The following is a 13,493-nucleotide window of genomic DNA, read 5'->3' on the forward strand; positions in this document are numbered from 1 at the left end:
GCGCGCACGGCGCCGGCCCCATGCAGGCGCTCAAGCAACCCATATGCCAAGGCGCTGTCATGCAACCGCCGCCATGGCTATAATCGCCACCTCTCCAAATCCTGAGCCAAGCCCGCCCATGTATACCCTGGCCCGCCAGCTGTTGTTCAAACTGTCCCCGGAAACTTCCCACGACCTGTCGCTTGACCTGATCGGTGCCGGCGGCCGCCTGGGCCTCAACGGACTGTTGACCAAGGCGCCGGCGCGCCTGCCGGTGAAGGTCATGGGCCTGGACTTCCCAATCCGGTGGGCCTGGCCGCTGGCCTGGACAAGAACGGCGCGGCCATCGACGGTTTCGCCCAGCTCGGTTTCGGCTTCGTCGAGATCGGCACCGTGACCCCGCGTGCGCAGCCGGGCAACCCGAAACCGCGGATCTTCCGCCTGCCGCAGGCCGAGGCGATCATCAACCGCATGGGCTTCAACAACCTCGGCGTGGACAACCTGATCGAGCGCGTGCGCGCCGCTCGCTACCAGGGCGTGCTGGGCATCAATATCGGCAAGAATTTCGACACCCCGGTCGAGCGCGCCGTGGACGACTACCTGATCTGCCTGGACAAGGTCTACAACCATGCCAGCTACATCACCGTCAACGTCAGCTCGCCCAACACCCCGGGCCTGCGCAGCCTGCAGTTCGGCGACTCGCTCAAGCAACTGCTGGACGCCCTGGCCGTGCGCCGTGAAGAACTGGCCCTGAGCCACGGCAAGCGGGTCCCGGTGGCGATCAAGATCGCGCCGGACATGACCGACGAGGAAACCGCGCTGGTCGCCTCGGCCCTGCTGGAGTCGGGAATGGATGCGGTGATTGCCACCAACACCACCCTCGGCCGCGAAGGTGTCGAAGGGCTGGAGCATGGCAACGAAGCGGGCGGCCTGTCCGGTGCCCCGGTGCGTGAGAAGAGCACCCACACGGTGAAGGTCCTGGCGGGCGAGCTGGCCGGGCGCATGCCGATCATTGCGGCGGGCGGTATCACCGAAGGTCGCCATGCGGCCGAGAAGATCGCAGCCGGTGCGAGCCTGGTGCAGATCTACTCCGGCTTCATCTATAAAGGCCCGGCGTTGATCCGTGAGTCGGTTGATGCTATCGCTGCGATGCCCGGAAGATAATTCGTAAGAGAAGGGTCTGCGCAGCATGATCCTCGCGCAGGCACTTCGGAACCAATAAAAAGGGCCCCGAAAGGGGCCCCTGGGCCTTAGCCCGCCGCCCGGATAGGGCGCGCATGTAAAACGGTTGAAACGGTTACGCTCCTCGATCAGCCAACGGCGTGAACTTCGTTGAGTCTATGGATACCTGCGGTGCCGGTCATTCCATCCCAATTGTCGCCCCGTCCCTCGCGCCAGCCATTGATCCATGCCTGGCGCACCGACGGTAGGGTGAAGGGGCAAAGCTCCCGGGATTTGCCGGTGACTCCGTATTGGTAGCCACGTGAAAATGCTCTTTCCAACGGATCACGCTTAAGTCTTCTCATAGGGTACTGCCCTCATTTGTTGACTGTAATGTCCCGTCGACCTCGTTGAGGTCGGGCAGATTCTTTCTGCCGGTGTGCGCTCGCTGCCGGCGTGGCGAGCAGAAGTGTCGTACCGTTGCGGTCACGACCTGAGTTGAGTTCTAACCAATGGGGCGAAGCGTGTGAACGAACGAATTGTCATAAGCACGTAACCTTTCCATGGGTGAGGGGATAAGTAAAAAATTGCGTCAGAGGCAGATCCCGGGTAAAGCCAACTATCATCAGGAGTTACCCGGCCTTTGAAGCAAAAGGCCATCGCCGCGAAGGTTTTCCGGCGCTGACCGACTAAACGACGAAGGGTCGCATTCGCATCCTTCAGCAACAGAATTTTTCGTTCTGCCTGGCGATCAAAGCCTTTTTGCTGTCCGCGAAAAGGCATCGCGGGTGGCCCGGCATATCGGGTTTGTACTTATCGTACAAAGCCAGTGCCACTCGGGTGCTTGCGGAAGGCACCCGATCAAACTCTGGAGAGCGATGCGTTCGCTTCTTCACTACAAGGCTGGACTTGACCCATGTCGGACCGTTTCGAACTTTACCTCACCTGTCCCAAAGGCCTGGAAGGCCTGCTCGCCGATGAGGCCCGCGGCCTCGGCCTGGAGGATGTGCGCGAGCACACTTCTGCCCTGCGCGGCTCGGCCGATATGGAAACCGCCTACCGGCTGTGCCTCTGGTCGCGCCTGGCCAACCGCGTGCTGCTGGTGCTCAAGCGCTTCAACATGAAGAACGCCGACGACCTGTACGACGGCGTCCATGACGTTGACTGGCAGGAGCACCTGGACGCCGCCGGCACCCTGGCCGTGGAGTTCAGCGGCCACGGCTCGGGTATCGACAACACCCACTTCGGTGCCCTGAAGGTCAAGGACGCCATCGTCGACAAGCTGCGCAACGCCCAGGGCGAGCGGCCGTCGATCGACAAGCTCAACCCGGATCTGCGCGTGCACCTGCGCCTGGAGCGTGGCGAGGCCATCCTGTCCCTCGACCTGTCCGGCCACAGCCTGCACCAGCGCGGCTACCGCCTGCAGCAGGGCGCCGCGCCGCTCAAGGAAAACCTCGCCGCCGCCGTGCTGATCCGCGCCGGCTGGCCACGCATCGCCGCCGAAGGCGGAGCCCTGGCCGACCCGATGTGCGGTGTCGGGACCTTCCTCGTCGAAGCGGCGATGATCGCCGCCGATATCGCGCCCAACCTCAAGCGCGAGCGCTGGGGCTTCACCTCCTGGCTCGGCCACGTGCCGGCGCTGTGGCGCAAGGTCCATGACGAAGCCCGCGCCCGTGCCGAAGCCGGCCTGGCCCGTCCGCCGCTGTGGATCCGCGGTTACGAAGCCGATCCGCGCTTGATCCAACCCGGGCGTAATAACGTCGAGCGCGCCGGGCTGAGCGATTGGGTCAAGATCTACCAGGGCGAAGTCGGCACCTTCGAACCGCGCCCGGACCAGAACCAGAAAGGCCTGGTGATCAGCAACCCGCCCTACGGCGAGCGCCTTGGCGACGAAGCCAGCCTGCTCTACCTCTACCAGAACCTTGGCGAGCGCCTGCGCCAGGCCTGTCTCGGCTGGGAAGCGGCGGTGTTCACCGGTGCCCCGGACCTGGGCAAGCGCATGGGCATTCGCAGCCATAAGCAATATGCGTTCTGGAACGGCGCCTTGCCGTGCAAGCTGCTGCTGATCAAGGTGCAGCCGGACCAGTTCGTCACCGGCGAACGCCGCAGCACCGAGCGCAACCAGGACCAGGAGCGCCCGGCCCAGGCCGCTGCCGCCGAGCCGGCGCGCCTGAGCGAAGGCGGGCAGATGTTCGCCAACCGCCTGCAAAAGAACCTCAAGCAACTGGGCAAGTGGGCCAAGCGCGAGCACATCACCTGCTACCGCCTGTATGACGCCGACATGCCCGAGTACGCCCTGGCTGTCGATCTCTACCAGGGTTGGGTGCATGTACAGGAATACGCCGCACCGCGTTCGGTCGATCCGGAAAAGGCCCAGGCCCGGTTGTTCGATGCGCTGGCGGCCATCCCGCAGGCGCTGGGCGTCGATCAGAGCAAGGTGGTGGTCAAGCGCCGCGAGCGGCAAAGCGGCACCCGCCAGTACGAGCGGCAGAACAGCCAGGGACAATTCCTCGAAGTCAGCGAAGGCGGGGTCAAGCTGCTGGTCAACCTGACCGATTACCTGGACACCGGCCTGTTCCTCGACCACCGCCCGATGCGCATGCGCATCCAGCGCGAGGCTGCCGGCAAGCGCTTCCTCAACCTGTTCTGCTACACCGCCACGGCCAGCGTGCACGCAGCCAAGGGCGGCGCGCGCAGCACCACCAGCGTCGACCTGTCGAAAACCTACCTGGACTGGGCGCGGCGCAACCTGTCGCTCAATGGCTACTCCGACAAGAACCGCCTGGAGCAGGGCGACGTGATGGCCTGGCTGCAGGGCAACCGCGAGCAGTACGACCTGATCTTCATCGACCCGCCGACCTTCTCCAACTCCAAGCGCATGGAAGGGGTGTTCGACGTGCAGCGCGACCACGTGCAACTGCTCGACCTGGCCATGGCCCGCCTGGCGCCGGGCGGCGTGCTGTACTTCTCCAACAACTTCCGCAAGTTCCAGCTCGACGAGCACCTGCAGGCGCGTTACGCCGTCGAGGAAATCAGCGCCACCACCCTGGACCCGGATTTTGCACGCAACAGCATGATCCATCGGGCCTGGCGCATCCAGGCCCGGTGATCCGAATGACGACCGAGGGGCTCTCGCGAGTGTGGCGACTGGCTATTATTGAAGAGAGCCCTGAGAGCCGTTACCGGCTGGCGTCCTGAGTGCTTGCCCATGTCGAAGCCGAAAATGCTCGGTTTTATCAGCGAAGAAGTGTCCGCCTGGCTGGTGGCCTTCGTCGCCCTGGTGGTTGGCGGCCTGCTGACCGCCTTGCTCGCGCTCGCCGCCAGCAAGCTATCCCAGCAGCAACTGGCGCAGCGTTTCGAGCTGCTCGCCAACGAGCGCTATAGCCGCATCGAAGAGCGCATGGAGGACCAGGTGCAACGCCTGGACAGCCTGCGCCGGTTCTTCGTCTACGCCCAGGAAATCACCCGCGACGAATTCGATGGCTATGTCGGCCCTTTGCTGCACCGCTCCCAGGCGTACTCCTGGGCGCCACGGGTCAGCGCGGAGCAACGCGCGGGTTTCGAGCGCCAGGGGCGCAGGCTGTTCGGCCAGGACTTCAGCATCCGTGAAGTCGGTGAGGGCGGGGTGCTGCAACCGTCGCCGGCGCGGCCCCTGTACTATCCGGTGCTGTTCAGCCAGACCCTCAGCCAGTTGCCTCCGCCGCTGGGCTTCGACCTGCTGTCCCAGCCGCTGCGTCGCGACACCGTGCAACGCGCCAGCACCCCCGGTTCCATGGCCGCCTCCGCGCCACTCGACCTGATCGGCGTGGCGCCGGCCTATACCCGCGGCATGCTGATGGTTGCGCCGGTGTTTGCCGCCGGTGCCAGCGGCGGGGAACCCAAGGGCTATGTAATGGCGGTGCTGAGCATGCGCCAGTTGATGGCCGACGGCCTGCCCAGTGCCGCCGAGGACAACCTGGTGGTACGGATTCTTGACCTGTCGTTGCCGTCCGGGCCGGAATCGCTGTTCGAATCGGGCAACCAGGCTGCCGAATCCTCGTTGCAGGTGCGCAAGGTCCTGCATCTGGCCGACCGTACCTATCAACTGGATATGTCTCCCAGCCAGGAATTTCTCCAGGACAATCGCTCCTCGGCCATGGGCGTGGCCTTCGTCGGCGGCCTGCTGAGCCTGTTGCTCAGCGCCTTGCTGTTCAGCCTGTTCAGCCAGCGGCAGCGCGCGCTGACCCTGGTGGAACAGCGCACCGCCGAGCTGCGCATCAGCGAACAAAGCCTGCGCGATACCCACAACCAGCTGCGCAGCGTCCTCGACGCTGCGACCCAGGTCGCGATCATCGCCACCGACCTGCACGGGGTGATCAGCACCTTCAATGCCGGTGCCGAGCGCATGCTGGGCTACAGCGCTGCCGAGGCGGTGGGCAAGCTGACCCTGGAAAGCCTGCTGCTGCCCGAGGAAGTCCAGCAACGTGCGCGCTCCATCAGCCTGCGGTTCGGCCGGGAGATCAGCGGCAGCCAGGCCCTGCTGGGCGACGACCTGTCCGCGGCGGACCAGGAACCCGGCGAATGGACTCTGCGGCGCAAGGACGGCAGCCTGCTGCCAGCGAACATGCTGGTGACCGCGGTGCTGGATGAATATGGCCTATGGGTCGGGCACCTGGCCATCTGCATCGACATCACCGAGCGCAAGCGCGTGCACGAGGCGCTGGAAGCGCGTGATCGCCTGCTGGAGAAACTCACGGCCCAGGTGCCAGGGGGTATTTATCAGTTCCGTCTCGATCCCGATGGCCGTTCCTGCTTCAGCTATTCCAGCGAGGGACTGCGGGACATCTACGAGGTCGAGCCGGAGTTGCTCAGGCAGGACGCGACCACGGTGTTCGAGCGGATCCATCCCGATGACCTGGTGCGGGTGCGCAGCTCGATCCGCGACTCCGCCGCGCAACTCACACCCTGGCGCGAGGAATACCGGGTCAACCTGCCCAAGGCCGGCGTGCGCTGGGTGCGCGGCGAAGCGACGCCGGAGCGGCTGGCCAATGGCGGCACCCTGTGGCACGGCTATCTCACTGATATCTCCGATCTGAAACGGGTCGAAGAGGAACTGCGCGCGCTGTCGGTCACCGATTCGCTGACCGGCATCCATAACCGCCGCTATTTCCAGGAACGGCTCAAGGCCGAACTGGAGCGTGCACAGCGCGGTGGCCAGGATCTGGCGGTGATCATGCTGGATATCGACCACTTCAAGCAGATCAACGACCACTTCGGCCATGCGGTGGGCGACCTGGTATTGCAGAGCCTGTGCCAGCGCATCAGCAACCGGCTGCGGCGTACCGATGTGTTCTGTCGGTTGGGCGGGGAGGAGTTCATGGTGCTCTGCCCGGGCAGCAATGCCAGCCAGGCGCACTCGCTGGCGCTGGAGCTATGGCAGGGCGTGCGCAGCGTGCCGGTGGAGGGAGTAGGGCGGGTGACGGCGAGCTTCGGTGTGGCCGGCTGGCGACCGGGGGAAGGGGCTGATGCCTTGCTGTTAAGGGCAGACTCCGGTGTCTATGCCGCCAAGCAAGGTGGGCGGGATCGGGTCGAGGCCGAGCAGCTCTGATCTTTGTCGCTCATACGGGCCTCATCGCTGGCAAGCCAGCTCCCACAGGTTCGGCGGCGACGCGGACACTGATGTCTTGCTGCTGGGGCGGGACCGGGTCGAGGCGGAACAGCCTGATCTTTGTCGCTCATGCGGGCCTCATCGCTGGCAAGCCAGCTCCCACAGGTTATGCGATCCCTGTGGGAGCTGGCTTGCCAGCGATGAGGCCATCAGCAACGGCGCGAATCTCAGGGCTGGCTGGCCAGTGCCGCCTTCGGCTGCTTGTACAGCTCCAGCAATACCTGGTCCAGCACCGCCGAAGCCCCCCAGGGGCGCGGGTCGTTGAGGATCGCCGTGACCGCCCAGGTGGTGCCGTTGCTGTCACGGCTGAACCCGGCGATCGCCCGCACGGTGTTCAGGGTACCGGTCTTGATATGCGCTTCCCCGGCCATCGCCGTGCGCTTCAGACGCTTGCGCATGGTGCCGTCCATGCCGGTCAACGGCAGCGAGCTGATGAACTCGGCGGCGTACGGGCTCTTCCAGGCGGCCTGCAGCATGGTCGCCATTTCCCGTGCGCTGACCCGCTCGGCACGGGACAGCCCGGAGCCGTTTTCCATCACCAGGTGCGAGGCGATGATGCCTTTCTTCGCCATCCATTGCCGCACCACCCGCTGCGCAGCGCGGGCGTCGTCACCGTCGGCATCGGTGCGGTAGCGCGCGCCAAGGCTGAGGAACAGTTGCTGGGCCATGGTGTTGTTACTGTACTTGTTGATATCGCGGATGATCTCCACCAGGTCCGGCGAGAAGGCGCGGGCCAGCAGGCGCGCGTTCTTCGGCACTTCCTCGACCCGGTTGCGGCCCTGGATGGTTCCGCCCAGCTCGCTCCAGATCGCCCGCACCGCGCCGGCGGCGTAGGTCGGGTGGTCGAGCAGCGACAGGTAGGTCTGCGAGTTGCAACCTTCGGCGAGCTGGCCGGTTACGGTCACGCTGACGCCGTCGGCCTGTTGCACAGGGTTGTAGCGCACATCACCCGTGCATTGCTTGCCGGCCACGGCCTTGACCTGGTTGTCGATGCGGATGCTGGCGATCGGCGGCTCCACCGAAACCAGGACCCGGCCACCGTCATTACGGGCAACGAAGCGCAGTGCCTTGAGGTTGACCAGCAACGAATCGGGCTTGACCAGGAACGGCTTGTTCTCGTCGCCACCATCATCGTTGAACTGCGGCAGTTGCGGCTGAATGAAATGGCTGCGGTCGAGGACCAGGTCGCCGGTGATGGTCTGCACGCCGTTGGCCCGCAGGTCGCGCATCAGCAACCAGAGTTTTTCCATGTTCAGCTTGGGGTCGCCGCCGCCCTTGAGGTACAGGTTGCCGTTGAGCACGCCGTTGCTCAGCGGCCCGTCGGCATAGAACTCGGTTTTCCATTGGTAGGTAGGGCCGAGCATTTCCAGGGCGGCGTAGGTAGTGACCAGCTTCATGGTCGAGGCCGGGTTGACCGAGACGTCGGCATTGAAAATGGTCGGGGTGCCCGGGCCGTTGAGCGGGATCATCACCAGGGACAGGGCGGAATCGTCGAGCTTGTTGGCCTTGAGCGCCTGCTGCACCTTGGGCGGCAGGCTGGAATTGGCGGGTGCGGCGGATGCCGGCAAGGCGAAGGGCAGAAGCAGGCCGGCGAACAACAGCGAACGAAGGGATGGGGTCATAAGCACTGGAACCCTGCACGCAGAAGGGTGAATTGAAACGGGGCTTTACAAGATGATGGCCCCGACTGGCAAAAATGATAGCGCGCATTATGCCCCAAGCCTGCGCCGGTGTGCGTTGCCATACGCATGCGTGCTGCGGTTTTGTCGGGTTTTCCCGGGCATAAGGAGGGCGAAACTGGTAAAGTGCGCGGCGTTATTACTCAAGAGGATTGTTTCATGGCTACCAACCGTTCCCGCCGTCTGCGCAAAAAGCTCTGTGTAGACGAATTCCAGGAACTGGGTTTCGAGCTGAACCTGGGCTTCAAGGAAGACCTGAGCGATGAAGCCATCGACGCCTTCCTCGACGCATTCCTGGCCGAAGCCATGGATGCCAACGGCCTGGACTATGTTGGCGGCGACGACTTCGGCCTGGTTTGCCTGGCCAAGCGTGGTTCGGTCAGCGAAGAGCAGCGCGCTGCCGTCGAAGCCTGGCTGAAGGGCCGCAGCGAACTGACCAGCATCGAGGTCGGTCCGCTGGTCGACGCCTGGTACCCGGAAAAGCCGATCAACAAGGCCTGATGAACGTAGCGCGGCAGCCCATGGGCTGCCGCGCTGCTTTTCAGCTCTTGTCTTCCCCGCCAGCGTTCGCTGGCCCCGGCAGATTCCCAAGGGTCTGGCGCAGGGTCTGGTCGACCCTGCGCATCTGCCGCAGCACCTGCCGCTTGCGGCGCCTGAGCACCGGCTCGGGCGCATAGCGCGCACAGACTTCCTCTAGTTTTTCACAGGCCAGGATCAATTCCTCGGCCTGGACGATGCGTGCCACCCCGAGAATCTGGTGCGCGACGCTTTTCAGTTGTTGCGGGTCGCCGTGGGTGTCGGTGGCGATGAGCCGTTGCTGGTCATCGGGGCTGCTGCGCAGCAGGGTTTCCAGCAGGCGCCGCAGTTCCTGCGGACAATCGCCGATGATCGGTTGCAGGCCGCTCAGGTCGATCAAGGCCGGCGCCTTGTGCAAGGTTACACCGGCCAGGCGCTGACCCAGGGTGTGCAAGCCGATGGGCTTGAGCAGGCAATCGTCCATGCCGGCCTGCTGGCATTGTTCGCGGACTTCCGGCTGGGCGTTGGCGGTGTAGCCGAGGATGATGCAGGCGGGGCGTTGCCGACGTTTTTCTTCCTCGCGTACGGCCCGGGTGAACTCATAGCCGTTCATGCCGGGCATGTTGCAATCGACGATCAACACATCGAAGCGAGCTTCGCGCCAGAGCGCCAGGGCCTCTTCGCCGTTGTCCAGGCAGTGGTAATGCACGCCGAGGAATTCCAGTTGCTGGGCCACCAGTTGCAGGTTGGCGGGATGGTCGTCCACTACCATGACCCTGAGGTTGGTGCTGGGCATGGGCGGTGCTGCTTCGCCGGGTTGCGCTTCGCTGCTTTCCGGCAGGCTGCGCAGGGGCAGGGTGACGCGGATTTCCGTGCCCTCGCCGGGCTTGCTGAACAGGCTCAGCCTGCCGCCCATCATTTCGCACAGGCTGCGGCTGATCACCAGGCCCAGGCCGGTACCGCTGCGCGCCTGGGCGCTGTCCGGTTCGACCTGGACGAACGGCTGGAACAGGCGCTGCTGGTCTTCCGCCGAGATACCGACGCCGGTATCGCACACCGACAGTTCCAGTTGCAGGTCGTGCCGCCCGTTGTCGCCGCCCTCGGGCAGGCTGGACAGGGCGAGGTCGATCCTGACCTGGCCCCAGGTGGTGAACTTGATGGCGTTGCTGACCAGGTTGGAGAGGATCTGCCTGACCCGCAGCGGGTCGAGCAGTACGTCGCGGTTGGCGCTGCGCGAGATGGTCAGCTTCAGTTCCAGGCCCTTTTCCCGGGCCATGCCGTCGAATACTTCGCCCACCGACTGCACCAGGTGCGCCGGGTTGGCCCGCTCCGGGCTGAGGTTAAGATGACCCGACTCGATGCGCGCGATATCGAGGATATCGCCTATGAGCGCCAGCAGGTCGCGGGCGGAGCGGTAGGCCACCTCGATAGCGGCATGCTCCCTTTGCGGGTCGCCGGTGCGCTTGAGGGCCAGCTCCAGCATGCCGATGAGTGCGTTCATGGGCGTGCGGATTTCATGGCTCATGGTTGCCAGGAACACGCTTTTCGCGCGGTTGGCCGCATCGGCCTGCTCCTTGGCCAGGCGCAGGTCGTGGATCAGTTGGCGGCGTTCGCTGATGTCCAGCCAGCCACCGATGATGCCCTTCACCTCGCCCAGCGAGTCACGGTAGGGCAGGACCCAGTGGTAGATGGTCTGCTCGGTGTCCTTGAGCATCAGCGGGCGATCGACGATCAGCGGCCGGCCCTCGTTCATCACCCGCAGGTAGTCGGCCTGGATCTTGCGCGCATCCTCGGTAACGCCCAGGGGCGCGTCGTGGATCGACTTGCCAAGCACGGCCTCCAGTTCCACGCCGAGGGCCTGCAGATAGCTGTCGTTACAGGTCTGCAGCAGGCCGTGGCGATCGCGTACATAGATGGGATGGGGGTGCCGTTGACCATGGCCCGCATGAATTCGAGCTGGTCGTTGAGCGCCCGCTCGACGGCCTCGCGCTGCTTGATCTGGCGGCGCATCCAGGCATTCCAGGCCAGGGACAGGAGCAATAGGACCATGGTCCCGAGAATGATCTTCAGAATGCTCTGCTGATGGCTTTGCCAGTACGAATACGAGCCGCCGTTATAGCCTCGCCAACGGCTGTTGATGATGCCCATTTCCTCGGGGACGATGCTGGTCAGGGCCTTGTCGAGGATCGATGCCAGTTCCGGGTCGTTGCGTGAGGTAGCCAGGGAGAAGGTCGCCGGTATATCGCTGACAGTGGCACGTATCATCAGGTGGCGCTGGGTAGTGAGGTTGAAGTTGGCATTGATCAGGGCCATGACCATGCCGTCCACCTGTCGAGAGTGCAGCATGCTGGCGGCGGCGGCGGTGTCTTCGGTGGAGACCAGCTGGATGTCCGGGTAACGTTGGCGGATGCCTTCGTTCAGCAGGTTGCCGCGGCTGACGGCCAGGCGCCGGCCTTGCAACGCTTCCAGGGACTGGGGCGCATCCTTGCCGTCGCGGGTGACCAGGACATAGGAGTTTTCCAGGTATGGGCGGCTGATATGCAGCGCCGCTTCCCGTTCGGGGCTGCTGGAAATGGCCGCGATCAGTTCGGCGTGGCCATGTTGCACCTGCTCGATCATGTCGCTGATGCCGTTGCTGCGCTTGATTTCGAAATGCAGGCCGGTGCGCAGGCGGATGAGTTCCAGCAGGTCGGCGGCGATACCCCGCAGATTGCCCGCGCGGTCGAAGAAGGTCAGGGGGGCGGCATGCTCGTCCACCGTGACCCGCACCACCGGATTCTTCGCCAGCCACTGTTCTTCGCTGGGTGACAATTGCAGCTTGCGATCGGTGAGCAGGATGCTGCTGCCCGCGCTCCAGCGCTGGAAAATACTGGCGCGGGTGGTGCTGGTCACGGCTTCGAGGGTCTTGTTGATCAGGGTCAGCAGCACCTGGTTGCCCTGTTGCACGGCAAAGCCGAAGCCGGTGGCTTCGTGCTTGGCGAAATTGGCCATCTTGAGGTTGCGCAGGTGACTCTGGTTCAACAGGTAGTGGGTCGACAGGGTGTCGCCGAGGAAGACGTCGGCCTGGTCGAAGGCGACTGCGTTGAGCGCGTTATGGTAGGAGCTGTAGGTGCGGATGCTGGCGTATGGGTAGGTGGCGCGCACATCGGCCAGCGGCAGATAATGCTCGATCATGCTCAGGCGCAGGTCCTTCAGGCCGGTATCCAAGGGCCGGTTCTCGTTTTCCCGTGTCACCAGGACCGGCTGGTCTTCGGCGTAGGGCTGGGAAAGGGCGACGCCTGGCACGGCGAGATCGTAGCTGTTGGCGCTGCCGAGCAGATCGATCCGACCTGCGACCAGTGCCTGTAGTGCCAGGTCGCGGCTGGCGAAGCGCTTGATCCTCACGGGCAGCCCGAGGGTTGCGCCGAGCAGGCCGGCGTAGTCGGCGGTGACCCCTTCGTAGTCGCGGCCGCTGGCGGTCATGTCGAACGGCGGGTAGTCCGGCGCCGAGATGCCCAGAACCAGTTCGTGCCGGTTATGCAGCCAGGCCTGCTGGGCAGGCGTCAGGGCGATCCGCAAGGGCACCTGGGCGCTGCGGCTGAAGAGTTTGAGCGTGTCGTCCAGCGACGTATTCGCCTGCGCGCGTTCGAGACAGAGCCCGAGCAGCAGGCCGAGCAGGAGCGCCTTGCCAAGCATGCGTGCATTCATACCAGTTCGTTGCGTTTGGCCATTTCGATTAGCTCCACCAGCGAGCGCGCCTTGAGTTTTTGCATCAGGCGTTTCTTGTAGGTACTTACCGTCTTGTTGCTCAGGAACATGCCTTCGGCGATTTCCTTGTTGCTCCGGCCCTGGGCGAAAAGTTGCAGGACCATCAATTCGCGGTCATTGACCGATTTGAAGCGTTCTATTTCCTCGGGGGTTTCAATCTGCTGGCGCAATGGGCTGATGGCTTGGCTGGGAAAATAGTTATATCCGGAAAGTACCGCGCGGATGGCACTTAGCAGTTCGCTCAGGTCTTCCTGTTTGCATACATAGCCGCAGGCGCCGGAGAGCATGCAGCGGATGGCGAACAGCGCCGGCGATTGTGCGGTGAGCACCAGGATCTTCAGCGATAGCGACATGGTATTGAAGCGTGACAGCACTTCCAGGCCGTCCAGGCGGGGAATGCCGATATCGAGGATGACCAGGTCGGGCGGGCTTTCCCGGACCATCTGCATGGCGTCGACCCCGTTATCGGACTCACCGGCGATCCGGTAGCCTTCGTTCTCCAGCAGCATTCGCAGGGCCAGGCGAATGACAGGATGGTCATCGACAATAAAAACAGAGTGCATGCTCAATCTTCCAAAGGAATGCTTGTAGAAGCGGCACCATAGCCCAGATGAGAAGCCCGCACATAAAATGAGTGGGGGTTGGCTTTAATATAGGAATTTTCCTACTTTGTATTTTCTTAATGGCTACAAAGTTGTTTGGGAAGTTTCCACTTTTATGTCGGAAGATAGAGGCAAAGAGCCATGTTGCTATTGTCTAGCGGG

6 protein-coding genes and 2 pseudogenes are annotated in these 13,493 nt (G+C 63.8%); 4 read left to right on the forward strand and 4 right to left on the reverse strand.

All coding sequences use genetic code 11. The annotated features are described in order from the left end of the window. Window positions 1–118 precede the first annotated feature (118 nt). A pseudogene (locus CSV86_RS04670) lies at window positions 119–1,143 on the forward strand (quinone-dependent dihydroorotate dehydrogenase). A gap of 146 nt (window positions 1,144–1,289) precedes the next feature. Here CSV86_RS04670 and CSV86_RS04675 read toward each other — a convergent pair. Further along, on the reverse strand, window positions 1,290–1,505 hold the full coding sequence (locus CSV86_RS04675; protein ID WP_009404525.1) for a BatR family protein: 216 nt from the start codon (window positions 1,503–1,505) through the stop codon (window positions 1,290–1,292). 551 nt (window positions 1,506–2,056) lie between these two features. Here CSV86_RS04675 and rlmKL point away from each other — a divergent pair. Continuing rightward, complete coding sequence (gene rlmKL, locus CSV86_RS04680; protein WP_009404527.1) at window positions 2,057–4,249, forward strand: bifunctional 23S rRNA (guanine(2069)-N(7))-methyltransferase RlmK/23S rRNA (guanine(2445)-N(2))-methyltransferase RlmL; 2,193 nt, start codon at window positions 2,057–2,059, stop codon at window positions 4,247–4,249. Window positions 4,250–4,348: 99 nt separating this feature from the next. After that, window positions 4,349–6,727: a sensor domain-containing diguanylate cyclase gene (locus CSV86_RS04685; RefSeq protein WP_009404529.1), complete on the forward strand. Its 2,379-nt coding sequence runs from the start codon at window positions 4,349–4,351 to the stop codon at window positions 6,725–6,727. A 227-nt stretch (window positions 6,728–6,954) separates the two neighbouring features. Here CSV86_RS04685 and dacB read toward each other — a convergent pair whose 3' ends face one another. Then, complete coding sequence (dacB, locus tag CSV86_RS04690) at window positions 6,955–8,409, reverse strand: D-alanyl-D-alanine carboxypeptidase/D-alanyl-D-alanine endopeptidase (RefSeq protein WP_009404531.1); 1,455 nt, start codon at window positions 8,407–8,409, stop codon at window positions 6,955–6,957. A 216-nt stretch (window positions 8,410–8,625) separates the two neighbouring features. Here dacB and CSV86_RS04695 point away from each other — a divergent pair, with 216 nt between their 5' ends. Then, window positions 8,626–8,967, forward strand: coding sequence for a YggL family protein (locus tag CSV86_RS04695; RefSeq protein WP_009404533.1), 342 nt, complete (start codon window positions 8,626–8,628; stop codon window positions 8,965–8,967). Between the two features lie 40 nt (window positions 8,968–9,007). Here CSV86_RS04695 and CSV86_RS33260 read toward each other — a convergent pair. Then, window positions 9,008–12,669 (reverse strand): annotated as a pseudogene (locus CSV86_RS33260) (transporter substrate-binding domain-containing protein). Continuing rightward, window positions 12,666–13,292: a response regulator transcription factor gene (locus CSV86_RS04705; RefSeq protein WP_009404540.1), complete on the reverse strand. Its 627-nt coding sequence runs from the start codon at window positions 13,290–13,292 to the stop codon at window positions 12,666–12,668. The pseudogene CSV86_RS33260 and the gene CSV86_RS04705 overlap by 4 nt, the downstream one beginning before the upstream one ends. Window positions 13,293–13,493: the final 201 nt, after the last annotated feature.

This window comes from Pseudomonas bharatica CSV86, from assembly GCF_000319305.2.
GTDB classification, from domain to species: domain Bacteria; phylum Pseudomonadota; class Gammaproteobacteria; order Pseudomonadales; family Pseudomonadaceae; genus Aquipseudomonas; species Aquipseudomonas bharatica.